Consider the following 22,832-nt stretch of genomic DNA (forward strand, 5'->3'; position numbering starts at 1 on the left):
ATTCCCGTTTCCGATGTGACTCTTGCCCGACTCCTCAACCCTTCTCCACGCCTCCGCCGTACCCCCATACTCCGAGTCGGCATCCGCCCGTCGCCCTTACGCGCACCCAACCCCGAGGACCTGCATGCCCCTCCGCCCCACCCTCACTCCCACCGCTTCCGCCGCCGGCACCTGGAAGCTCGGCGGGGACCTCCCCGTCAACCGCCTCGGTTACGGCACCATGCGCCTGCCCCAGACCGGCCCCGCGCTCGACGTCACCTCGCCCCCGCGCGACCGCGACCAGGCCGTCGCCCTCCTCCGCCGGGCGGTCGAGCTCGGCGTGAACCACTTCGACACCGCCGCCTTCTACTTCTCCTCCACGCACTCCTCCAACGACCTGCTCCGCGCGGCCCTCTCCCCGTACGCCGACGACCTCGTCATCACCACCAAGGTGTGGCCGCACCGCACCCCGTCCGGCGAGTGGTGGTACGCCGAACCTCACCAGCTCCGCGACCAGGTCCAGGACAACCTCCGCGCGCTCGGCCGCGACCGGCTCGACGTCGTCAACCTCCGCATCCCGCGCAGCACGTCCACGGGCTCCGTCGCCGAGCACTTCGGTGCCCTCGCCGAACTCCGCGAGGAGGGCCTGATCCGCCACCTCGGCCTCTCCAACGTCACGGCCGCTCACCTCGCCGAGGCCCAGGCCATCGCGCCGGTGGTCTGCGTCCAGAACCCGTACGGCCCCGGGGCGGCCCCCGAGGAGACCGCGCTCCTCCGCTCCTGCGGCGAACAGGGCATCGCCTTCGTGCCCTTCTACGCCATCGCGGGCGCGGGCCGGGAGACGGGTGCGACGGGCACGGAGGACTCCCGCGTCCTGGCCGTGGCCCGCGCCCACCAGGTCTCCCCCGCCCAGGTCCGCCTGGCCTGGACCCTGCAACAGGGCCCGCACGTCCTGGCCATCCCGGGCACGGGCGACCCAGGTCACCTCACGGCGAACGTCGCCGCCGCCTCGCTGCGGCTCTGCGCGGAGGACATGGCCCTGCTGGCCTCCCCCACCGACACCGTCCCGGCGTAGGGCCCTACGCCTGGTGCCCCAACCCCCGCTTGACCGCCTTCAGCAGGCTGTGGAGCGGGGCGGGGCCGGTGGTGAGGACCACCCCCGGGTCCTCGCTCTCGCGGAGGTGGAGGTGGGAGGAGGTGGCGGATGCAGCCAGCTCCACGCAGTTGTTGTCGTCCCCGGTTCCGGAGAACGAGGACTTCTGCCAGTTGTTCGTCGAAGGCACGACTACGCCTTTCACATTTCTTGCGCGATGCGGTGGATGAAATCTCGGGACTTGGCTGCGGGAAGGGCCGCGCTGACGATCTTCTCGTACAGGGAACGGTACTTCCGGAGTTGGGGAGCGGCGTCGAGGAAGAGGCTTCCGTGGGCCGTATCCAGTTGCACGGTGTCCAGCTCGGGCACCGGACCCCCCGCATACAGCATGGCGTACCCGGAACCGGCGAACCCCTCCACGTCGAAGGGGATAACCCTTACCGTGACGTTGCCCAACTCCGAGACGTTCAGCAGGCGTTCGAGTTGAGCACGACCTACCTTGGCGCTGCCGACCTTGATGCGGAGGGCCGCTTCGTGAATGACGGCTTCGTACGGAACCGCCGCGCCTGCGAGCACCTCCTGCCGCCGAAGCCGGTACGCGAGGCGCGGTTCGAGCTCGCTGGCGGGAAGCTCCGGAACCGAGTAGCCGAAGATGGCTCGCATGTAGCTCTCTAGCTGGAGCAGGCCAGGGATGTGCATGACCTCCACCTGACGCAAATACCTAGCGTGGTGCTCTAGTTCAGCCAGGTCGAGTGAGCGCGGGGCAAGCACACCCCGGTACTCCTCCCACCATCCCTGGCCGCGCTCGTTCGCCATTTCCACCAGCTCGTCCACGAACGCCCGGTCGCCACAGGCGTAATGCGCGGCCAGCCGCCGAATCCGCTCCTCGCTAACCCCGAAGCGCCCTGCTTCGAGATGGCTCACCTGCGTCGCACCGGACCCCAGCAACGCAGCCGCTTCACGGGCCGTCACGCCCGCCGCCTCACGCAGCTTGCGCAGCTCCGAGCCCAGTCGTTCCTGGCGTGCCGTTGGGTTGCTCCTCGGCGGCATGAGTCGCCCCTTTCCTCGCAGCTACACCTGCCCAGGTCACCCTGCCACGGCCTGACCCGAAAGAGGGAACCTAGCCGGACAGCATTGCTACGTAGCAACGCTGTCCACTACGTTCGACGTACTGCCAGAAACGTCGGTCAGGCGCTCTGGCACCTCAACACCGCGCCACTTAAACCCAGTTGGAAGTGCACCCGCACCACACGCATGCGGGCATTGCCACCGATCGGGATCAACACCACGTCGCTTGACAGGAGTTGATGAGCCATGCTCATGCCAGAGCAACCGGACACCACCCACCTCATCTGGCCCCCCAACGGCCTCGGCGTACCCCACTCGTACACCCTGTTCTGCCCACCCCTCCCCACCTCCCCCCGCATAGCCCGTGAGTTCGTCGCCTCGGTGCTGCACTCCCTCGAACTGGACGACCTGATCGACGCCGCCACCATGTGCACGTCCGAGCTCGTCACCAACGCGGTCGTCCACGCCCAGGGCATCGGCAACCTCCTCTGGCTCGCCGTCGAGCACACCCACATCCGCCTCACCGTGTACGACGGCAGCCCCGCCAAACCCACCCTCACCGACATGGACGAGGACGGCGAGAACGGGCGCGGGCTCTGGCTCCTCGAAGTCCTCACCGATGGAAGATGGGGCACGGAGCCCGGCGCGCCCCTCGGAATCAATGGGCGGGAGGGTAAGGGGGTGTGGTGCGAACTCGCCGCACCGATCACGAACCCCGCACTGAGCACCCTCAGTTGACGTCGACGTCGTCGAAGAGCGCCACCATCCGCCCCAGCACCCGCACACACGCCGCGACCTCCGCCTCCGCCAAGCCCCCGCCCACCTGACGCAACAGCGCACGCTCACGAGCGGTGACGGCGTCGATCACCGCACGCCCCTCCTCCGTGAGCTGGATCAGGGACGACCGCTGATGCGCGGGATTCGGCACGGCCTCCACCCAGCCCCGCCCACCCGCATCGTTCGACGAGGTCGACCCCGACGTGCTGCGCCTGCTCCGCGACCTGGCGTCGCACACCATCGCCAAGCACGAGCACTCCGGGGTCGCCCCGCACCACTACGTCGTCCCGGTCACCGACACCTGGGCGCGCGCCACCAAGATCGACGCACCCGTGCTGGCGATCGTCGGCGGCGTCGACTCCGACGACAACCACCGGATGGCGGAGCGCCTGGTACGCACCGTCCCGCACGGCCGCCTCGTACGCGTCGAGGACACCGCGCACTACCCGAGCATGGAGCGGCCGGACGTCTTCAACGCGTACGTGCGGGAGTTCCTGACCGCGCTCTGACCGTCACGGCTTGCCGGTCCCTTGTCTGATCGGCTTGCGGATGTCGTCGCGTATCTTGCTGGTCTCCGCCGCCGCCAGGTCCAGCGGGGCACTGGGAGTGAACTCGATCGCGACCTCCGTATTGGCGTCGCCCCAGCCGCATACGGTCGAACCGTCCACCGTCACGCAGCGGATGTCCACGTCCGAGCCCGGGACCCGGATCGTGCTGAGTCCGGCCTGGACGACTTCGCTGCCCGTGACGGTCATGGCGTCGATCAGGCTGTCCGGCGAAGCGGACTTGAACAGGCCGGTCGAGCCGTAGAGGTGGACGGTCTCGAACGTCGGGGCCTTCGCGGTGCCTTTGTACTGGACCGAGAAGTGCTTCACGTTCCTCTCGGTCAACGTGTTCGGCTGGTCGTTCGGGGTGAGGGGCGAGGTGCCGTCGTGCTCGTAGACGCCGCCCAACAGGCTTACGGGTGCCGTGAGTTCGTGCGTGGCCTCGGGAAAGGAAGCGTCGGAGAGCTCGTACGCTCCGTAGCCCGCGCCGCCGACCGCGATCACGACTGCGGCGATCTTGGCGATGCGCAGCCCCGGGCGCTGGCGCTCCGGCTCCGGTGCGGTCGGGGCCGGGGGGCCAGGGCGGGCGTGCGGTGCGGCGGCGACGGTCAGGGCACCGGCGACACCGCCGTCGACCGGCGAGGTCGCCGCCCCGGGTGGCGGCGTCGGGGGCACGGCCGCGTTCGGCAGGGTCAGCGAGTGCACCACCGCCGTCGGCTGCGGAGCGATGCTGGGCGCGAAGTGGTCCAACAGGGCTTGTGGGGTGGGGCGTTGTGCCGGGTTCTTGGCCAGGCACGTGGCGATCGTGGGTCGTATGCGCGGGGGCAGCGCGGAGAGGTCCGGCTCCTCGTGGACCGCCCGGTACATCAGCCCCATCGGGGTGCCGCCCCCGAACGCGCTGCCGCCCGCCGCCGCCACCAGCACCGCGCCCAACGCGAACACATCAGCAGCCGCGTCGACTTCGAGCCCCTGGGCCTGCTCGGGGGCCAGGAAGCCGGGGGTGCCGAAGGCCGCACCGGTGGAGGTGAGCCTGCTCGACTCCAGGGCGCGGGCGATGCCGAAGTCGAGCACCCTCGGCCCGTCGTCAGCCATGATGATGTTGCCCGGCTTGAGGTCACGGTGGACGAGGCCACAGCCGTGGATGGCTTGCAGCGCTTCGGCGAGCGCGGCACCCAGCAGACGCAGGTCCGCCTCTCCCATCGGCCCCTGGGCGGCGAGCAGCCCCGACAGGGTCGGCCCGGCTATGTAGGCGGTCGCCAGCCAGGGCGCCGCCGCTTCGGGGTCGGCGTCGACGACCTGCGCCGTATGGAAGCCGCCGACCTTGCGGGCCGCTTCGACCTCCGCGCGGAACCTTTCCCGGAAGTGCGGATCGGCGGCCAGTTCGGGGCGGGCCACCTTCACGGCGACGGTGCGCCCGCCCCGGGAACGCGCCAGGTACACGGTCCCCATGCCGCCCGCGCCCAGTTCGCGCTCGACCGCGTAACTGCCCACGTAAGACGGCAGATTCACTTCGCTCATGTCTCGCCCCACGCCCCCCGTTGGAATGCCGCGCACCAGTATGGCCGACTCCCTCAGGAGGAGGGCGACGGGCCGTCAGGTCGGGGGCGGCCTCCCTGCCGCCTACTGCCAGGGCTGCGTGCTCTGCCTCGCGTTGGCGGTCATGCGGCGGAGTACCTTCAGGGCGGCCACGTACTCCTCGTCCGTGACGCCCTCGTGGACCTGGGCGCGCAGGCCCGTGACCAGTTGCTTGATCTCCGCCCGGCCCGCGCGGCCCGATTCCGTGAGCGACAGGCGGTCGTCGGCGTCGGCGGCGAGCCAGCCCCGGTGCAGGAGCTGGTCGATGACGCGGGGGACGTCGTACCGGGTCTCGGCGACGTCCGCGAGGACGGCGATCACCTCGGCGCGCGTGGGCGTGGCGTCGACGCGGTTGAGCACCCACCACTGCGGCTGCGTCACGTCGTACCGCGCCATCGAGTCGCGCAGCAGGTTCTTGACGGCGTGGCTCGCCACCCCCGTCCAGTACGCGACGGGCTGCGAGGCGAGGTCGGCGTCGGCGGCCTGGGGGTTGGCCGTGTGCTGAGGGGTGGCGGGGACCCGGGCGGTGCTCGTGGTGGTCGTCGTGGTCGTCATGCGGATCACGCTAGAACCTCAAGAGAGGTTGAGGTCAAGCGTGATCCACACCGACAACAGGCCCTAGAAGCCCGGGGGTTCGACGTACACGCCCCACTCGTCCCGCAGCACCCCGCAGATCTCCCCGAGCGTCGCCTCCGCCCGTACGGCGGCGAGCATCGGCTCGATCATGTTGGACCCGTCGCGGGCGGCGGCCAGCATCGCGTCCAGCGAGGAGCGGACCTTCGCGTCGTCGCGGTGCGCCTTGCGGTCGGCGAGGGCCCGCACCTGCTCGGTCTCCACCTCGTGGCTGACGCGCAGGATTTCGAGGTCTCCGGTCACCGAGCCGTGGGCGGTGTTCACACCGACGACCTTCTTGTCGCCCTTCTCCAGCGAGCGCTGGTACTGGAAGGCCGACTCGGCGATCTCGCCGGTGAACCAGCCGTCCTCGATGCCGCGCAGGATGCCCGAGGTGATCGGCCCGATCGGGTGCTGCCCGTCCGGGTGGGCGCGCAGCCCGCGCTCCTTGATCTGCTCGAAGATCTTCTCCGCGTCGGCCTCGATGCGGTCCGTGAGCTGCTCGACGTACCAGGAGCCGCCCAGCGGGTCGGCGACGTTGGCGACGCCGGTCTCCTCCATCAGCACCTGCTGGGTGCGCAGGGCGATCTCCGCCGCCTGCTCGCTCGGGAGCGCGAGGGTCTCGTCGAGGGCGTTGGTGTGGAGGGAGTTGGTGCCGCCGAGGACGGCGGACAGGGCCTCGACGGCCGTGCGGACGACGTTGTTGTACGGCTGCTGGGCGGTCAGGGAGACACCCGCCGTCTGGGTGTGGAAGCGGAGCCACTGCGCCTTGTCGCTCTTCGCCCCGTACACCTCCTTCATCCAGCGGGCCCAGATCCTGCGCGCGGCACGGAACTTGGCGATCTCCTCGAAGAAGTCGAGGTGCGCGTCGAAGAAGAAGGAGAGGCCGGAGGCGAAGTGGTCGACCTCCAGGCCACGGCTCAACCCCAGCTCCACGTAACCGAATCCGTCGGCGAGCGTGTACGCCAGCTCCTGTGCGGCCGTCGCGCCCGCCTCGCGGATGTGGTAGCCGGAGACGGAGAGGGGCTTGTAGGCGGGGATTCCGGCGGCGCAGTGCTCCATGAGGTCGCCGATGAGGCGGAGGTGCGGCTCGGGCTGGAAGAGCCACTCCTTCTGGGCGATGTACTCCTTGAAGATGTCCGTCTGGAGCGTGCCGTTGAGGACGGCGGGGTCGACGCCCTGACGCTCGGCGGCGACCAGGTACATGCAGAAGGCGGGGACGGCCGGGCCGCTGATCGTCATCGACGTCGTGACGTCACCCAGCGGGATGTCCCTGAAGAGGATCTCCATGTCGGCGGCCGAGTCGATGGCCACGCCACAGTGGCCGACCTCGCCGAGGGCGCGGGGGTCGTCGGAGTCGCGGCCCATGAGGGTGGGCATGTCGAAGGCGACGCTCAGTCCGCCGCCGCCCGCCGCGAGGATCATCTTGTAGCGCTCGTTGGTCTGCTCGGCGTTGCCGAAGCCCGCGAACTGGCGGATGGTCCAGGTCCTGCCCCGGTAGCCGGTGGCGTGCAGACCCCGGGTGAAGGGGTACTCGCCCGGCCAGCCGATGCGCTCGAAGCCTTCGTACGTGTCGCCGGGGCGGGGGCCGTAGACGGGCTCGACCTCGTCCCCGGAGAGCGTGCTGAAGTCGGCGTCGCGCTTGCGTGCCTTGTCGTACCGGGCCTGCCATCGCTGGCGGCCCTCTTCGATCGCTTCGGCGTCCATGCACTCCAATTTACTAGGACGTCCTAGTAAATGTCGATGGACTACCGCCGTACGGATTCGGATGTCCGTACGGCGGTGGGGTTACGCCTTGCTGGGGCTGGTGACCGGGCCCTGCTCCTTGACCAGCAGCTTGGCCTCGCGGGTGACCTTCGGCTCGACGAAGAAGGAGGCCACGGGGATGCAGCCGGCGGCGAGGACCCAGAGGAGCTTGCCGAAGGGCCACTTCGCCTTGGTGCCGAGGTCGAAGGCGAAGATCACGTAGATGATGAAGAGCACACCGTGGATCTGGGAGATCAGCATGGTGTCGCCGATCTCGAAGGCGTACTTCAGAACGATGGCTCCGGTGAAGACGAGGAGCCACACGGCGGTGACGTAGGCCATTACCCGGTATCGGGTCAGCACGCTCTGTTTCATGACATCGAGCGTAACGGGACGGCCGGGGTGATCTTCGGCTGGGGCGGGGGCTCCCGTGCGGGTGGGTGGGCGGCTGGGGTTCGGGCCGTCCGCTGCGCGGGGCAGGTGGCGGCTGGGGTTCGGGCCGCTGCGCGGGGCAGGCTCCCCGCCCCGCCCCTTCCCGAAGGCGCTCGCCGCGCGGCCGGCTTGTACGTGCGGGTGCGTCGTGGCTGGTCGCGCCCGCGCGGCGGAGCCGCAAGTCGATACAGCCCCGCGCCCCTCAATGCCTCCCCGCAGGGGTCAGCCTTCCTCGTCGAAGTCCTTGGCCGACACCCGCAGAGGGCGCAGCATCGCGAAGATCTCCGCGCACTCCTCCGCGTCGTACACCCCGAGCCCGAACTCCATCGCCATCAGGTCCCGCGTCGCCGACTCCACGACCTCGCGGCCCTTGTCCGTGATGGAGGCGAGCGTGCCCCGGCCGTCGTTGGGGTTGGGGCGCTTGTCGACGAGGCCGGACCTGACCAGGCGGTCGACGGTGTTCGTGACCGAGGTCGGGTGGACCATGAGCCGCTCGCCGATCTTCGACATCGGCAGTTCGCCCGCCTTGGAGAAGGTCAGCAGGACCAGCGCCTCGTAGCGGGCGAAGGTCAGCCCGTACGGCTTGACGACCGAGTCCACCTCCGCCAGGAGGATCTGCTGGGCGCGCATGATCGAGGTGATCGCGGCCATCGACGGCACGGGTCCCCAGCGCTGCTGCCAGAGTTCGTCGGCGCGGGAGATGGGATCGAAGGGGAGGCTGAGCGGCTTCGGCACAACCCCGACCCTACCGGTCAGTCATATGCTGGTCAGCTTTGTCTCGCGGTTCGGTCCTCGTACGTTCGGGTCCGGTGTTCCGCCGCACCGTCGCCCTGCGGAGCTCGCCGACGAGCAGAAGCGTGCAGAGGGTGCCGATCGCTCCGGCCCCTGCCACCACCAGCTGGACGGGTACGAATTCGGCCGCCAGCCCGGCCAGCGCCATCCCCAGCCCCTGTACGGTCATCAGCCCGGCGGTCTGGAGCGTCGTGGCCCGGCCGCGCAGCTCCTCGGGCAGCGCCTCGACGAACCACTGGTCGAGCCCGATGATGTACGCCCCGCTCATCCCGACGAGGACCTGGAGGACGACGGTCCAGGCCATCCCGGGCACGGCGAGGTACGCGACGAGGGGGACGAGCCCGAGCGAGACGGCCGGGAACACCAGCCGGGAGCGGGCGCGCGGGGAGAGCGCGGAGCCCGCGTACAGCTCGGCCGCGATGTGCCCGACCGGCATCCCGCACATGATCAGCCCGAGGGCCGCCGCGCTCGCACCGATCCGGTCCGCGTACGCGGCGGACAGGGCCTCCGGGGTGACGACGAAGAAGGCGGGCATCCAGAACAGCAGCATCTGGGCGCGCAGCAGCCGGTCGCGGAAGACCAGCCGGGCCCCGTCGAGGGAGTCCCGCAGGAGCGAGGAGCCGCCCTCCTTCGACGTGAGGCGGGCGGGCCTCTTCCTCGTACCGAAGCGGAGCAGCAGCGCCGAGCAGAGGAACGTGCCCGCGGTGACGGCGATGGCCCCGCGCGGCGACACGACGGCGAGCAGCAGTCCGCCCGCGCCGAACCCGATCAGGACCGAGCTCTGCGAGACGATCCGCAGGAGGGAACGGCCCAGGATGTACAGGTCCCCGTCGCCGAGGATGTCGGCGAGCGTGGCCATGCGGGTGCCCGCGAACACGGGCGCGACGGCGGCGACGAGACAGCGCAGCGCGAGAAGCCCGGCGACGGGCGTGCCGGGCCACACCATGACGGCGACGCAGACGGCACAGATCAGGTCGCAGACGACGAGGACGCGGCGCGCGGGGTACCGGTCGGCGATGCCGGAGAGAAGGGTGCCGCCGAGGAGGTACGGGAGGAGGCCGAGGGCGAAGGTGAGGGCGGAGAGGAAGGGGGAGGAGGTGAGTTCGTAGACGAGAACGGTGAGGGCGATCTCGCTGACGGCGACGCCGAGGAGGGAGAGGAGGTGGGCGAGGAAGAGGGGCCGGAATTCGCGTACGCGGAAGAGGGCGAGGTAGCCAATACGCTTCGCTGGTGCGGGAGTTGAGGGGCCATCGGGCATGGCCCGGAGCGTGTCAGGGCCACCCGCCCGGAGCTACTCTTTCGGCCTAGCCCGAATGTCAGGGCCACTCGGGGAGGCACGGGCCCCGGAGGTGGGGCGGGGCGCTCCGGGGTGGGCCCGGAGCGAGGGGGGCCGCCCCCTTGCCCGCCCGTCCCGCCCCCGGGGGGCGGCCCCGCCGCCCAAGGAGGCGAGGCGAAGGCCCCCGCCGCACGAGGGGGCTCGGGGGGAGGCATTTAGGGGCGCGGGGAACTGCGCAACCCGCCGAAGGCGGGTCCGGGGGTCCGGGGGCGAAGCCCCCGGCAGTAACCCCAGCCCCCCCCACCCCCCACCGACCCGCACCCAGAGCCCTCCACCCAACCCGAGAGGAAAGGGAGCCCCATGGCCTACCACCTCGACTTCGCCGACACCGACCTCACCCGCATCCGCTTCGCCCTCTCCCCCCTCTGGGAAACCCAGGAAGCCGTCCGTACCCTCAAGCGCCCGGCCCGCCAGGGCCGCCACCTCCCCTGGCTCCGCGCCATCCGCAGCGCGTACGAGCAGCTCGACCTGCACCCCCTCTGGCTCCTGATGCCGGACCGCGGTTACACCCCCACCTTCCTCTGCCCCCCGCCCCTCGGCCCCGACACCCCCTTCTCCGACGAGATCGCCGCCCTCCGCGCCTCCGACCCCCGCACCGCCCACACCCAGCTGGCCCTCGCCCTCACCTGCACCCCCGGCGCGACGGACTCCCCCACCGGCCGGGCCCTGCTCGCCCAACCGGCCGCTGCCGTACGGGACTTGGCCGACCTCCTCGAAGCCGTCTGGCACCGCCTCGTCGAGCCCTACTGGCCCCGCCTGCGCGCCCTCCTCGAAGCCGACCTCCTCTTCCACACCCGCCGCCTGGCCCAGGGCGGCCTGGAGGCCCTCTTCAGCGAGCTGCACCCTCGCCTGGCCTGGACCCCGCCCACGCTCACCCTCACCACCCGGGCGGGCTGGGAAGAACGCAGGCCGCTCGACGGGCAGGGGCTGGTGCTGATGCCCAGCCTGTTCTGCTGGCCGGACCTGGTGTCCGGGGTCGAGGCGCCCTGGCAGCCTACCCTCGCGTACCCCGCCCGGGGCATCGGCGGCCTGTGGACCTCGGAGACCGGCCCCGGATCCGGCGCCCCCGCCGCCCTCGCCCGCCTCCTCGGCCGCACCCGCGCCAGCGTCCTGTGCGCCCTGGCCGAGCCGGCCTCCACCTCCGCGCTCGCCCTGCGCCTCGGCCTCGCCCCCTCGTCCGTGTCGGAGCACCTGTCCGCACTGCGTGACGCGGGCCTGCTGGTGTCGCACCGCTACGGACACCAGGTCCTGTACGAACGCACGCCGCTCGGCATCGCGCTCGCCTCGGGCCCCGGTTCGTGACCCCCGGACCCGGCTTCGTGACCCCCGGACCCGGCCCGGGTCGCAACCCCGCACAAACCAGGCGTTATGTCACGATTGGGCGTCCCGTTCCACCCGCCCGCAGTCGTCCCGAGGGGGCTGGATGTCCGGCCGAAGGATCTTCCGTACGCGTACGTCGACCGTGCTCGCGAGCGCTGTGACCAGCGCCGTGATCTGCACGGCCGCCGCCTGCTCCGCCCCCGACGACCCCGGCCCCGAATCCAGCGCCCCCGCGCGGTCCGAAGGCCCCGCCTCCGACACCTCCCCCTTCTGGGTCGACCCCGACTCCAGCGCCGCCCGCCAGGTCGAAGAATGGACGGCCCAGGGCCGTACCGACGACGCGAACCAGCTCAGGAAGATCTCCGAGCGGCCCGTCGCCAACTGGCCCGCGGGCGACAACCCGGTCCCCGACGTCCAGCGGGTCACCGGGGGCGCGGCCAAGGCGGGCAAGAGCGTCGTCCTCGTCGCGTACAACATCCCGCACCGCGACTGCGGCCAGCACAGCGCGGGCGGCGCCGCCGACTCGAACGCGTACCGGGGCTGGCTCGACGCCTTCGCCACCGCGATCGGGAACGCGCCCGCCACCGTGATCCTGGAGCCCGACGCCGTCCCGCACATCGTCGACGGCTGCACCCCCGGCGTGCACCACGGCGAGCGCAGCACGCTCCTCTCCCAGGCCGTCGACCGGCTGAAGCGGCAGCCGAAGACGCAGGTGTACGTCGACGCTGGGAACCCGGCCTGGATCACCGACCCGGGCAAGCTCGTCGAACCCCTGAAGCGCGCCGGAATCGCCAAGGCCGACGGCTTCTCCCTCAACGTCTCCAACTTCCAGCGCGACGAAGCGGTCAAGGCGTACGGCGCGAAGCTGTCCGCCCTCCTCGGCGGCACGCACTTCGTCGTCGACTCCAGCCGCAACGGCGAAGGCCCCCTCCCGGGGGCCCGCGCGGACGCCTGGTGCAACCCGTCCGGGCGGGCGCTCGGCAAACCGCCCACGGACAGGACCGGCGACCCGCTCCTCGACGCCTACCTGTGGGTCAAGCGCCCCGGCGACTCGGACGGCGAGTGCCGGGGCGGCCCCACTGCGGGGACCTGGTGGCCCGACTACGCACTCGGCCTGGCCCGTAAGTCCCGCTGAGGCAGGGCTACGTGACCTGAATCCACTTCGCCTCGGACGGCACGCCGTCCTTGTCCGTGACGAAGAGCATGTACCAGCCCGCCGGGACCAGCGTGCGGTCGTCCGGCACGGTCACCGTCACCTCGCCCTTCTCCTTCTTCAGGCCCAGCGCGATCGAGCGCTGTTCGACGTCGGTGGTGTGGGTGACGGCACTCGGCCGCATCAGCCGCGCCTTGACGATCCGGTCGCCGTCCTTCGTGCGGTACGTCGCCGAGTCGTCCGCGCCGAAGGCCGCGACCTCGCCCTCCAGGACCGGGCGGGGCTTGTCCTGGTACAGGTACGGCGGGGTGAAGATCTCCACGCGCTGCTCGAAGGTGCCGAGCTTGGTGTTGTCCTCGTCGCCGTAGAGCGGGTCGGAGCCGAAGGTGGCGACGCGGCCGTCGGGCAGGAGCAGCGCCTCGGAGTGGTAGTTGCGGCCCACCGTCGGCTCGGCGGCGTCGCGGAAGGCGTTCGACGTGGGGTCGTAGAACTGCGCCGCGAGGATGTCGCTCTGGCCCCGGCCCCGGTAGTCCTTGGAGCCGCCGCTGGTGAAGACCGTGTCGTCGGGCATCAGCACGGAGGAGAGGTAGCGGGTGCCCTGGGCGAGCTGCGGGCCGGTCTTGAAGGCCGGGTTGTCGGCCTTCAGGTCGGCGATGGCGGTGCGGGTCGTCGCCTTCTCGGACTCGCCGACGCCACCGCCCCCGAGCACCATCACCTTCTGGTCCTGCGCGGGCGGCAGCAGCACGGACGCCGAGGTCTCCAGCTGGTCGGTGTCGGTCATGCCGCCGACCGTGCGGAAGGTGTTGGTGTCCACGTCCCACAGGCCCGGCACCCGGCCCTTCTCGGCGGGGCCGTAGCCGGCGTTGGAGCCGGAGTAGAAGAGCTTGCCGCCCTTGGTGAGGAAGAGGGCGGGGTAGGTGGGGAAGTACCGGAAGGGCCCCTTCCCCCATTTCTTCGTCTCCGGGTCGTAGATCTCGTTGTCACCGGGGACGACGTCGCCGACGTCGTTGAGCCCGGACGCGGCGAGCACCCGGCCGTCTTCGAGGGTGGTCAGCGTGGGGTACCAGCGGGCGTCCTTCATCGGGGCCACGGGCACGTACTTCTCGGCCTTGGGGTCGAATTCGTACGCCGCCTTGATGCCCTGGAAGTCCTGCTTCTCGGTGGTGATCTTCTGGGCGAGGCCATAGACGTTGTCGGCGTCCTCACCCTCCAGGCCGACGACCTCGTACTGCGCGGCCTGCGTGGTGAGCGCGGACGCGCCCTCCTTCGCGGCCTCGACGAAGACGCGGGCCTCGGCCGCCGTCACCTTGGTCTCCCAGGGCTTCATCTGGCCGGTCGCGAAGTAGCCGATCTTGAAGTCACGCTTGGCCCTGGGGACGGTCACGTCGAACTTCGAGACGTACTCGACCCCCGAGGGCGACCGGAACCGCGTCCCCTTCTTGAGGGTGACCTCCCGGTCAGGCGACTCGTTCTTGACGCGCATGCCGCCACCGGCCCGGGTGACCTTGCCGTCGAGGACCTCGTAGCGGGCGGTGCCACCGGCCACCAGGAGCTGGCCGCCGGGGAGTTGGGCGTGCCCGGCGCAGAAGAAGTCCTCGGGGGTGGGGATCTTCTTGAAGGTGTTCTTCTTCGGGTCCCACAGCACGGTCTCGAAGGTGCCGGAGTCGAACTTCTTCTGGTCGTTGCCCGACCCGGCGATCAGCAGGACCTTGCCGGTGCGCAGCAGGGCGGCGTGGATGGCGTTGAGCTTGTACTCGACGGGGACGTCGAGCATCGCCCAGGAGCCGTGCTCGGCCAGGTAGCCGGGCTGGGCGATCTTGTACGCGTGGTACTTCTCCTGCGCGAAGTCCAGCGCCGCGGGGGCGTTGAGGCCGACGAGCAGGATGACCGCGCCGCCGCCGAGCAGGGAGTTCTTGAGCTTCCTGTGCGGCTTCCCGGGGGGCTTGGGCGCACCGGAAGGAGCGCCGGAAGGCACGTCGGAAGGAGCACCTGTCGCCTTCTCGGGCTGCGGGTCGGGCTGGTCCTCGGGCGGTCGGGGCGCCATGTCACTTCCCTCCGGTGGCGGCGTTGGCGGTGGCTGCGGTCGCGTTGGCGGTGGCCGGATTGGCGGTGGCCGTGGCGGCGGCAGGTGCGGCGGCGAGTGCGGGCTCGGGGCCCACGTCGACGTGTGCCCGCCGGGGCCCGGCGGCCTCGCCCCGCTCGGCGTACCGGCTCCAGACCCACAGCGCCACCGGGGCGAGCGAGATGATCAGCGCCAGTACGGCCCAGGTGCGCATCGCCGCGTGGGTGTGCCCGTACTGCGCGGACGCCCACAGCGACGCGATGATCACGGCCGCCCAGAACAGGTGGATGCGGAAGGTGAGCAGTCGGTCGGGGCTGGCCTCGCCGCCCTTGGGGGTGACGACGAACGTGCCGCGCCGCCCGACCAGGGCCGCACCGAGCGACTTCAGGTAGATCGGCGCGCAGATCGCGGACATCGCCATGCCCGCCAGCCCTCCGGAGCCCTCGGGCTCGTGCGGGGAGACGTTGTGCCGCCGGTTCCACAGGTACAGGCAGATCTGAAGGGCCACGGCATCGCTGTACAGCATCAGCCACACCGACGTGGAGACCTGCGTGCCGGACGCCCCGAACCACAGGAAGAGCACGCAACTCAGGATGCCGAGCAGCCAGTTGACGGCCGTCATGGGGTAGTACACGAGCATCAGGCCGTAGTTGAGGAGACGGCCGGGCGGGACGCGGAAAGGTGCCTTCCAGACCTGCTTGAAGACGGTCTCGTACGTGCCCCTGGACCAGCGCATCTGCTGCGTGAAGAAGTCCGTCCAGGAGGCCGGGCCCTCCCCCACCGCGAGCACGTCGGGCGTGTACACGGAACGCCAGAAGTGACCGGTGCGCGGATTCTTGCTGCGGTGCAGCTCGAAACCGGTGGCCATGTCCTCGGTGATGGAGTCGTACAGCCCGCCGATCTGCGTCAGCGCACTGATCCGCACGACGTTGTTGGTCCCGACGAACATCGGTGCGCGGTACCTGTTCCCGGCCCGCTGGATGAGCGCGTGGAAGAGGTACTGCTGCGACTCGGCGGCCTTGGTGACGAGGGCGGTGTAGTTGCCGTACACCTGCGGCCCCACGACGAAGGCGATGTCGGGGTCGCGGAAGTAACCGAGCATCCGCTCCAGGTAGTTGGGCAGCGGAATGTGATCCGTGTCCACGGACGCGAAGTACTCGTAGTTCCCCCCGTGCATGGCCAGCCAGGCGTTGTAGTTGCCGTGCTTGGTCTTCGCCCGGTGCGCGCCCTTCTTCTGGTTCCAGGCAGGAACGCCCTTGCGGGTGAAGTGCCGTACGCCCAGCTCCTCGCAGAGCGCCTTCGCCGCCGGGTCGTCCCCTTCGTCGAGCAGCCACACGTCGAGCGGACCGTCGTGCCGCACCTTGACCGCGCCCTCCAGGGTGGCGCGGACCATCGACAGGGGCTCCTTGCCCGGGACGTACGTGGTCAGGAACGCGACCCGCGTCCCCTGCTGCGGCGTCACCGGAATCGGATCGCGGGCGACCATCGTGGCGTGCGCGATGGACACCACGTTCATCAGCATGAAGAACATGATCAGAGCGATGGCGACGAGCATCGTGTAGTCGGCACGGACCAGCCAGGGGTCGGCGTTCTCGCGCTCGGTCCAGTGCGTGGGCCAGACCAGATAGGCGAGCAGCACGGCCGAGAGCACCGGGGCGAGCACCATGAGGAGGACGGCTCGTATTCGGTGGGTCTCCTTCGAGAGCAGGCTCGTGTACTGGACCGTGTAAGGGCCGCTGCCCGGGTCCGTGAGCGGCCCCGCGAGGCGGCTGTGCTTCTCGTAGTCGTAGCCCTCCGGCAACACACTGCCTCCCAGCCGTTCCCGTGAGGCCCATACCCCACGAAAGCCACGAAACGTCAGATATGAGTTCGTGTCGACTCGGGGGGTCCGAAGGGGCTACCCCGGGGCGAGGGGCTACCCCGGGGCGTGATCCCGCTCCGGGCGCGCGAAAGCCCCCGACCCCTGGAATTCGCCAAGGGCCGGGGGCTTCGCACGGCACGCAGGCCGAGGACCACCTCACACGACGATGCTCAGGCGACCGATTCCTTGCGCGCCCGCGCCGCGATGACCGCCCGCTCCCCCTCCGCCTTGAGCTTGCGCTCCGCGAAGAAGCCTCCCAGCGGCAGCACGGACATCACGACGTAGAAGGCGGCGGTCTTCAGCGGCCACTTGGTCCGGTTCCAGGCGTCCGCCCAGAAGAGGACGTACAGCACGAAGAGCACGCCGTGGATCATGCCCATGGCCGGTACCGCGTTGAAGTCCGTGGTGCGCTTGAGCACCGAGCAGACGAGCAGCAGCAGGAAGGACACCGCTTCGGGAGCGGAGACCAGGCGGAGGCGGCGGAGGGCGGAGGCGGTCTTGAGATCCACGGAAGGGCAACCTTCGTCGTCGGGGGTGGCGGCAGCCAGGAACCAGTAGAGAGGTGCCTCACGGGACGCGAAGCACACGAAGCGATCTTGTGAACGTATGCACAAGCGCGCCCCTCATTGTGGCATCCGGCTTTGCCAACCCTTGGCTCAGGGTCGCATCAGGGCCGGACTCCCCCCATGGGCCCTGGTCGCGGCGGAGCCCGCCCGCTACGGTCGACCCGTGGCTCAGTTCCGACTGCAAGGCAGCAAGGTGCTCGCCGTCGACATCACCGGGGACGCCGTCAAGGCGAAGAACGGCTCCATGGTGGCGTACGACGGCCAGATCTCCTTCAAGAAGATGACCGGCGGCGGTGAAGGCGTGCGCGGCATGGTGACCCGACGCCTGACCGGCGAACAGATGACGGTGATGGAGGCCAAGGGGCACGGCACGTGCTACTTCGCCGACCGCGCCAGCGAGATCAACCTGGTGAACCTCACCGGCGAGAAGCTCTACGTGGAGTCCAGCAACCTGCTGTGCACCGACGCGAGCCTGCGCACCGGTACGACCTTCACCGGGCTGCGCGGCGGCGCGACGGGCAACGGCCTGTTCACCACGACCGTGGAGGGGCACGGCCAGGCGGCCATCACCTCCGACGGCCAGGCGGTCGCCCTGCGCGTCTCCGCGCAGTACCCGCTCCAGGTCGACCCGGGTGCGTACGTCGCGCACACCGGCGACCTCCGCCAGTCCTTCCAGTCGGGGGTCAATTTCCGGACCTTCATCGGCGAGGGTTCGGGCGAGGCGTTCCAGATCCGCTTCGAGGGCGAGGGCCTGGTGTACGTCCAGCCCAGCGAGCGCAACACCATCGGGGGCGACGTCTGATGCCGTTCCGCGAGATCAACTCCCGGATGGTCGAGGCGCAGGTGCTGCCCGGCCAGAAGATGTACAGCCAGCGCGGCGCGATGCTCGCCTACAAGGGCGAGGTGTCCTTCACGCCGAACATCCAGGGCGGCCAGGGCGGGGTCATGTCGATGATCGGCCGCCGCGTCGCCAACGAGGCGACGCCCCTCATGACGGTCGAGGGCAGCGGCACGGTGATGTTCGGCCACGGCGGCCACCACATCCAGGTGATCAACCTGTCCGGCGACACCCTGTGCGTGGAGGCCGACCGCCTCCTCGCCTTCGACGGCACCCTGACGCAGGGCACGATGTTCATGGGCTCGCAGGGCGGCGTCATGGGCATGGTGCGCGGCCAGGTCACCGGGCAGGGCCTGTTCACCACGACCCTCAAGGGTCACGGCGCGGTCGCCGTGATGGCGCACGGCGGCGTCATCGAGCTGCCGATCACCCCGCAGCGCCCGGTGCACGTCGACCCGCAGGCGTACGTCGCCCACCACGGGGACGTACGCAACAAGCTGTCGACCGCGCTCGGCTGGCGCGACATGGTGGGACGCGGCTCCGGCGAGGCGTTCCAGCTGGAGCTGTCCGGCCACGGTGCGGTGTACGTCCAGGCATCCGAGGAGAAGCTGTGACCGGCCCCGTCGTGCTCGACCCGCACACCCTCCCCTCGGACGACAACGTCAATCCGTACACCTTCTGCGTGGAGCTCAAGGGGAGCCAGTGGTTCCTGCAGAAGGGCAAGATGATCGCCTACTACGGGCAGATCGAGTTCAACGGCATCGGCCACGGCCGCTTCGACCGCCTGCTGCGGACGTCCTTCCACTCCCCGCTGCACGCCAGTGACTGGGTGGTGGCCGAGGGCAGCGGCAAGATGCTGCTCGCCGACCGCGCCTTCGACGTGAACTCCTTCGACCTGGAGGAGGGCAACCTGACGATCCGCGCGGGCAACCTCCTCGCCTACCAGCCCACCCTCGCCCTCAAGCAGTCGATCGTGCCGGGCTTCCTCACCCTGATCGGTACGGGGAAGTTCGTCGCCGCGTCCAACGGCCCGGTCGTCTTCATGGAGCCGCCGATCCGCGTCGACCCGCAGGCCCTGGTGGGCTGGGCGGACTGCCCGTCCCCCTGCCACCACTACGACCACGGCTACCTGACGGGCGTGCTCGGCGGTCTCCGGGCGATGACCGGCATCGGCGGGGCCTCCGGCGAGGAGCACCAGTTCGAATTCGTCGGGGCGGGTACGGTGCTGCTCCAGTCGACCGAGCTGCTCATGGCCGAGCAGGCCGTGGGTGCGGTCGGCGGCGCGGCCGGGCAGAATGCGGGGGTGCCGGGCGGCGGCGGACAGCACGGCTCGCAGGGGGCCGCACCGCGTCTTCCCGGCCAACTCGGGGATCTCCAGCGGCGCTTCGGACTGTAAGCGGTAGTCTGCACAGTGTGACCGCCCGCTCGGGGGTGCGAACGTACACCCCGATGCCACAGCCATTCCCTCCCAGGGTGCCGGGTGTCACACTGTGCAGATTCCCGATTTTCGTCCAGTATTCAACTTCTTAGGTATGATGCCTCCATGCCCCCCACCGACCGCGAAGCGACCGCCACCGCCGACATCGCCGACGCCGACACTCCCTGGCTCAGCGACGCCGAGCAGTGCGCCTGGCGCACCTACCTGGACGCCAGCAAGCTGCTGATGCACCAGCTGGAGAAGGACCTCCAGCCGTTCGGCCTGACGAACAACGACTACGAGATCCTCGTCAACCTCTCCGAGTCCGCCGACAAGCGGCTGCGGATGAGCGACCTGGCGACGGCCACCCTCCAGTCCAAGAGCCGTCTCTCGCACCAGATCACCCGCATGGAGAACGCGGGCCTGGTCCGCCGGGAGAACTGCGAGTCCGACCGGCGCGGCCTCTACGCGGTCCTCACCGAAGACGGCGGCGAGATGATGCAGAAGGTCGCCCCGCACCACGTCGCGTCCGTGCGCCGCCACTTCATCGACATGATGATGCCGGAGGAACTGATCCGGCTGAGCGCCGTACTGAAGCCGGTGACGGAGGACCTGCGGGGCAAGCGCGGCAGGATCTGACCCCGGCGGGCCCGCTCACCGCTCCCCGGGCCGCCACACCGGGCCGCCGCCCTGGCCCGCCGCTGTGGGCCGCCGCCCCCGCTCACCGCTCCGGCTCCGTGCTCCCGCTCCGTCCCGCCAGCTCCAGTACGAGCCTGAACCGTGCGCCCCCGCCCGCCGCCCGGTCCACCGTCAGCGTCCCGCCGTGCCGGTGCGCCACGTCCCGGGCGATGGCCAGCCCGAGCCCCGCGCCGCCTTCGTCCCGGCTCCGCGCGTCGTCGAGCCGTACGAACCGCTCGAAGATCCGCCCCCGCTCCTCCTCGGGCACTCCGGCCCCGTCGTCGGCGACCTCCAGCACCGCCCGCCCCGCCTCCGCGCGCAGCGTCACCGCGACCGAACTCACCGCGTGACGCTGTGCGTTGTCGAGCAGATTGCCCAGCACGCGCCCCAGCTGACCACGCGATCCAGCCACTTCCAGCCCGTTCGCGACCTCCACCGTCACCGGCCACCGGTCCCGGTCGGCGCGCCGCGCGACATCTCTCCGTACGAGCGCGGACAGGTCGACCCGCGACGAACCCGGCTTCTCGCCCGCGTCCAGCCGGGCCAGCAGCAGCAGATCCGCAGCCAGGTCCTGGAGTCGTACGGTGTCCTCCACCGCACCCTGAAGATCCAGCAACTGCGGGTGCGCCGCGCCCACTTCGAGCTGGGTGCGCAGCGAGGCGATCGGGCTGCGCAGCTCGTGCGAGGCATCCGCGACGAAGCGGCGCTGGCGCTCGGTCGAGGTCTCCAGCGCGGCGAGCGTCTCGTTCGTGGTCACCGCGAGCCGGTCCACCTCGTCACGGGTGCCGGGTACGGGAACCCGGCGCGAGAGGTCCTCGGAGGCGGTGATGGCGGCCATCTCGCGCCGGATGCCCTCGACGGGCCGCAGCGCGCGCCGGGTCACCAGCCAGGTCACCCCGGCCACCACCACCAGGAGCACCGGCAGCCCGGTGAGCATCGCGTCCCGTACGGTGCCGACGGCCTCGCGCTCGCCGGAGAGCGGCGCTCCCGCGTACACGGTGACGGTCTGCCCGGCGCTCGTCGTCGCCTCGACGGCGGCGAACCGGTACGCGGCGCCGTCCCCGTCGACGGTGGCGCTGCCGGTCGACATCCGGGGCTCGTCGCGGGAGACCTCGCCACGGCCCGGGTCGTCATCGTCGCCGCCGTCGCCGTCGCCGTCGGCGGGCCGCGTCCCGACCACGACGGGCTTCACCCGGGGACTCCCCGCCCCCGAGATCGCCTCCAGCTTCTCGCTCGCGGCCACCAACTGCCCCTCTTCGGTGACCACTTGAACCGGGTTGTCCTCCTTGTCGGGCAGCTCCAGCTTCTCGTACGCGACCCCCAGCGCGACCTGTGACGCGACCTCCTGCGCGGCGACCTCGGCCCGCAGGTCGGTCTGGTCCGTGAGCTTCGCGCCGAGCACGAGCAGCACCGCGAGGCCCGCCGCGACCAGCGCCACGGCGACGACTGCGGTCGCCCCGACGGCGGCCCTGGCCCGCACCGAGCGCATCACCGCGCGCCACCGCCCAGGGCGACCAGCCGGTACCCGGCCCCGCGCACGGTCTGGATGCGCTCCGCACCCAGCTTCCTGCGCAGCGTCGAGATGTAGACCTCGACGATGTTCGGGTCGCCGTCGTAGGCGAAGTCCCAGACGTGCTCCAGCATCTCCGCCTTGCTGACGACCGCGTCGGGCCGCAGTGCGAGCTGCTCCAGTACGGCGAACTCCTTGGCCGTGAGCGTGACTTCGTCACCGTCGCGGTGCACGCGGCGGCTCGCGGTGTCGAGCGTGAGCGCGCCGACCGTGAGCACCGGCGAGTTCCCCGTGCTCCCCCGGCGGCGCAGCAGGGCGCGGATGCGGGCGAGCAGGACGACGTACGAGAAGGGCTTCGTGAGGTAGTCGTCGGCCCCGGTGTCGAGCCCTTCGGCCTCGTCGTACTCGCCGTCCTTCGCGGTGAGCATCAGGATCGGCACGTCGTTCCCGGCGGCGCGGAGGGCGGCGCAGACCCGGTAGCCGTTCATGCCGGGCAGCATGATGTCGAGGACGACCAGGTCGTACGCGGTCTCGCCCGCGCGGTGCAGCCCTTCGAGCCCGTCGTGCACGACGTCCACGGCGAAGCCCTCGGCGGTGAGCCCCCTGGCCAGCGACACCGCGAGCCGCTTCTCGTCCTCCACGATCAACAAACGCATGGGGACAAGGGTCGCAGGGCGAACCTGAAACGGGCTTCAGGCGCCTTCAGGTGACGTTAAGGGTGCCGGGCGCAGATTGGTGGACGTACCGACAGACGTACCGAACCAGACTCACCGAACCAGACTCACCGAACCCGGGAGGACCCCATGAAGATGAAGCGCAAGTCCGTCATCGCCGCGGCCGCCGTCGTCGTACTCGTCGGAGGGGGCACGGCCACGGCCCTGAGTCTCCCCTCGGAGGACGGCCCGAAGGCGGCGCCGGGAGTGTCGGCCGACGTGAACCGGGCCGTCTCCACGGCCGCGTCCGCCGTGCCCGGCACCGTGACCGGTGTGGACCTGGAGGACGACGGCCGGGAGTGGGACGTCGACGTGTTCGGCGAGGACGGCAAGTGGCACGACGTGACGCTGGACCCGTCGGGTGCGAAGGTGCGGGACGACCACGTCGACGCGGGCGACGACGACCGCGACGACCACGCCCCGAAGGGCGCGGACGTCACGGTGCAGCAGGCAGTGGCCTCGGCCCTGAAGACCGTTCCCGGTCACGTGACCGAGGCCGACCTCGAACGCGGCCACTGGGAGATCGAGGTCCGCGGCAAGGACGGCCGCCACCAGGACGTCACCGTGGACGCCACGACGGGCAAGGCGGTCGTGGCCCCGAAGGATCAGGACGACGCCGGGGCGGACGCAGGGGCCGACAACGCGGCGGACGACCGCGCCGCGACGACCTCCGACGACTGACCCCCCTCCGGACCCCGCCCAGGGCCCCCTCCGAGCCCCGCCTCCGGCCCCGCCGCGCGAGCCCCGCGGCCGACGCGC

General features: G+C 70.7%; 23 protein-coding genes and 1 pseudogene. 10 read left to right on the forward strand and 14 right to left on the reverse strand.

The genetic code is table 11. The annotated features are described in order from the left end of the window. The first annotated feature begins 124 nt into the window (after positions 1 to 124). Positions 125 to 1,054, forward strand: coding sequence for an aldo/keto reductase (locus tag OG897_RS22085; RefSeq protein ID WP_266658918.1), 930 nt, complete (start codon positions 125 to 127; stop codon positions 1,052 to 1,054). 4 nt (positions 1,055 to 1,058) lie between these two features. Here OG897_RS22085 and OG897_RS22090 read toward each other — a convergent pair whose 3' ends face one another. Next, a complete protein-coding gene (locus OG897_RS22090; protein ID WP_266658919.1) occupies positions 1,059 to 1,262 on the reverse strand; it encodes a DUF397 domain-containing protein in 204 nt (67 codons plus the stop codon). An 11-nt stretch (positions 1,263 to 1,273) separates the two neighbouring features. Further along, positions 1,274 to 2,122 (reverse strand): helix-turn-helix transcriptional regulator, encoded by an 849-nt coding sequence (locus tag OG897_RS22095; protein ID WP_266658920.1) that lies wholly within the window; start codon positions 2,120 to 2,122, stop codon positions 1,274 to 1,276. A 270-nt stretch (positions 2,123 to 2,392) separates the two neighbouring features. On the opposite strand from OG897_RS22095, the gene OG897_RS22100 reads away from it, so the two are divergent. Continuing rightward, positions 2,393 to 2,878 carry an ATP-binding protein gene (locus OG897_RS22100; RefSeq protein ID WP_266658921.1) on the forward strand — a complete coding sequence of 162 codons (486 nt, stop codon included), beginning with the start codon at positions 2,393 to 2,395 and terminating at the stop codon, positions 2,876 to 2,878. On the opposite strand, the pseudogene OG897_RS22105 reads toward OG897_RS22100, so the two are convergent. Further along, positions 2,871 to 3,101, reverse strand: a pseudogene (locus OG897_RS22105) (MarR family winged helix-turn-helix transcriptional regulator); the annotation flags it as partial. The gene OG897_RS22100 and the pseudogene OG897_RS22105 sit on opposite strands and share 8 nt — an antisense overlap. A 19-nt stretch (positions 3,102 to 3,120) precedes the next feature. On the opposite strand from OG897_RS22105, the gene OG897_RS22110 reads away from it, so the two are divergent. Further along, positions 3,121 to 3,426, forward strand: coding sequence for an alpha/beta fold hydrolase (locus tag OG897_RS22110; protein ID WP_266658922.1), 306 nt, complete (start codon positions 3,121 to 3,123; stop codon positions 3,424 to 3,426). A gap of 3 nt (positions 3,427 to 3,429) precedes the next feature. On the opposite strand, the gene OG897_RS22115 is transcribed toward OG897_RS22110, so the two are convergent. From OG897_RS22115 to OG897_RS22140, 6 genes are all read right to left on the reverse strand, one after another. Next, complete coding sequence (locus OG897_RS22115) at positions 3,430 to 4,980, reverse strand: serine/threonine-protein kinase (protein ID WP_266658923.1); 1,551 nt, start codon at positions 4,978 to 4,980, stop codon at positions 3,430 to 3,432. 102 nt (positions 4,981 to 5,082) lie between these two features. Beyond that, positions 5,083 to 5,592 (reverse strand): MarR family winged helix-turn-helix transcriptional regulator, encoded by a 510-nt coding sequence (locus OG897_RS22120; protein ID WP_266658924.1) that lies wholly within the window; start codon positions 5,590 to 5,592, stop codon positions 5,083 to 5,085. Between the two features lie 63 nt (positions 5,593 to 5,655). Then, positions 5,656 to 7,356, reverse strand: a complete 1,701-nt coding sequence (locus tag OG897_RS22125) for a methylmalonyl-CoA mutase (RefSeq protein WP_266658925.1) — start codon at positions 7,354 to 7,356, stop codon at positions 5,656 to 5,658. Between the two features lie 81 nt (positions 7,357 to 7,437). Further along, positions 7,438 to 7,770, reverse strand: a complete 333-nt coding sequence (locus OG897_RS22130) for a DUF3817 domain-containing protein (RefSeq protein ID WP_266658926.1) — start codon at positions 7,768 to 7,770, stop codon at positions 7,438 to 7,440. A 279-nt stretch (positions 7,771 to 8,049) separates the two neighbouring features. Beyond that, positions 8,050 to 8,562 carry a MarR family winged helix-turn-helix transcriptional regulator gene (locus OG897_RS22135; RefSeq protein ID WP_266658927.1) on the reverse strand — a complete coding sequence of 171 codons (513 nt, stop codon included), beginning with the start codon at positions 8,560 to 8,562 and terminating at the stop codon, positions 8,050 to 8,052. A gap of 10 nt (positions 8,563 to 8,572) precedes the next feature. Continuing rightward, the gene (locus tag OG897_RS22140; protein WP_266658928.1) at positions 8,573 to 9,877 is read right to left on the reverse strand and encodes an MFS transporter; all 1,305 of its coding nucleotides are present in this window, start codon (positions 9,875 to 9,877) and stop codon (positions 8,573 to 8,575) included. A gap of 378 nt (positions 9,878 to 10,255) precedes the next feature. Here OG897_RS22140 and OG897_RS22145 point away from each other — a divergent pair, with 378 nt between their 5' ends. Together OG897_RS22145 and OG897_RS22150 are read left to right on the forward strand one after the other, a co-directional pair. Beyond that, positions 10,256 to 11,257: a DUF5937 family protein gene (locus tag OG897_RS22145; protein WP_266658929.1), complete on the forward strand. Its 1,002-nt coding sequence runs from the start codon at positions 10,256 to 10,258 to the stop codon at positions 11,255 to 11,257. Between the two features lie 121 nt (positions 11,258 to 11,378). After that, positions 11,379 to 12,410, forward strand: coding sequence for a glycoside hydrolase family 6 protein (locus OG897_RS22150; RefSeq protein ID WP_266658930.1), 1,032 nt, complete (start codon positions 11,379 to 11,381; stop codon positions 12,408 to 12,410). 7 nt (positions 12,411 to 12,417) lie between these two features. Here OG897_RS22150 and OG897_RS22155 read toward each other — a convergent pair whose 3' ends face one another. From OG897_RS22155 to OG897_RS22165, 3 genes are all read right to left on the reverse strand, one after another. After that, positions 12,418 to 14,472, reverse strand: a complete 2,055-nt coding sequence (locus OG897_RS22155; protein ID WP_266658931.1) for a kelch motif-containing protein — start codon at positions 14,470 to 14,472, stop codon at positions 12,418 to 12,420. A gap of 1 nt (position 14,473) precedes the next feature. Beyond that, complete coding sequence (locus OG897_RS22160) at positions 14,474 to 16,294, reverse strand: cellulose synthase catalytic subunit (RefSeq protein WP_266658932.1); 1,821 nt, start codon at positions 16,292 to 16,294, stop codon at positions 14,474 to 14,476. A 227-nt stretch (positions 16,295 to 16,521) separates the two neighbouring features. Beyond that, positions 16,522 to 16,860, reverse strand: coding sequence for a DUF3817 domain-containing protein (locus OG897_RS22165; protein ID WP_266658933.1), 339 nt, complete (start codon positions 16,858 to 16,860; stop codon positions 16,522 to 16,524). 220 nt (positions 16,861 to 17,080) lie between these two features. Here OG897_RS22165 and OG897_RS22170 point away from each other — a divergent pair, with 220 nt between their 5' ends. The 4 genes from OG897_RS22170 (at position 17,081) to OG897_RS22185 (ending at position 19,811) form a co-directional block, all read left to right on the forward strand. Further along, entirely contained in the window at positions 17,081 to 17,719 is a 639-nt protein-coding gene (locus tag OG897_RS22170) for an AIM24 family protein (RefSeq protein ID WP_266658934.1), read from the forward strand. Then, a complete protein-coding gene (locus tag OG897_RS22175; RefSeq protein ID WP_266658935.1) occupies positions 17,719 to 18,369 on the forward strand; it encodes an AIM24 family protein in 651 nt (216 codons plus the stop codon). The genes OG897_RS22170 and OG897_RS22175 overlap by 1 nt, the downstream gene beginning before the upstream one ends. Then, the gene (locus OG897_RS22180) at positions 18,366 to 19,151 is read left to right on the forward strand and encodes an AIM24 family protein (protein WP_266658936.1); all 786 of its coding nucleotides are present in this window, start codon (positions 18,366 to 18,368) and stop codon (positions 19,149 to 19,151) included. Before OG897_RS22175 ends, OG897_RS22180 begins: the two co-directional genes overlap by 4 nt. A gap of 147 nt (positions 19,152 to 19,298) precedes the next feature. Further along, complete coding sequence (locus OG897_RS22185) at positions 19,299 to 19,811, forward strand: MarR family winged helix-turn-helix transcriptional regulator (RefSeq protein ID WP_266658937.1); 513 nt, start codon at positions 19,299 to 19,301, stop codon at positions 19,809 to 19,811. Positions 19,812 to 19,893: 82 nt separating this feature from the next. Here OG897_RS22185 and OG897_RS22190 read toward each other — a convergent pair whose 3' ends face one another. Then, a complete protein-coding gene (locus OG897_RS22190) occupies positions 19,894 to 21,339 on the reverse strand; it encodes a cell wall metabolism sensor histidine kinase WalK (RefSeq protein WP_266660405.1) in 1,446 nt (481 codons plus the stop codon). Further along, positions 21,339 to 22,016 (reverse strand): response regulator transcription factor, encoded by a 678-nt coding sequence (locus OG897_RS22195; protein ID WP_266658938.1) that lies wholly within the window; start codon positions 22,014 to 22,016, stop codon positions 21,339 to 21,341. The genes OG897_RS22190 and OG897_RS22195 overlap by 1 nt, the downstream gene beginning before the upstream one ends. 147 nt (positions 22,017 to 22,163) lie before the next feature. On the opposite strand from OG897_RS22195, the gene OG897_RS22200 reads away from it, so the two are divergent. After that, a complete protein-coding gene (locus OG897_RS22200) occupies positions 22,164 to 22,754 on the forward strand; it encodes a PepSY domain-containing protein (protein ID WP_266658939.1) in 591 nt (196 codons plus the stop codon). Positions 22,755 to 22,832 lie beyond the last annotated feature (78 nt).

The organism is Streptomyces sp. NBC_00237, assembly GCF_026342435.1.
Taxonomy (GTDB): Bacteria; Actinomycetota; Actinomycetes; order Streptomycetales; family Streptomycetaceae; genus Streptomyces.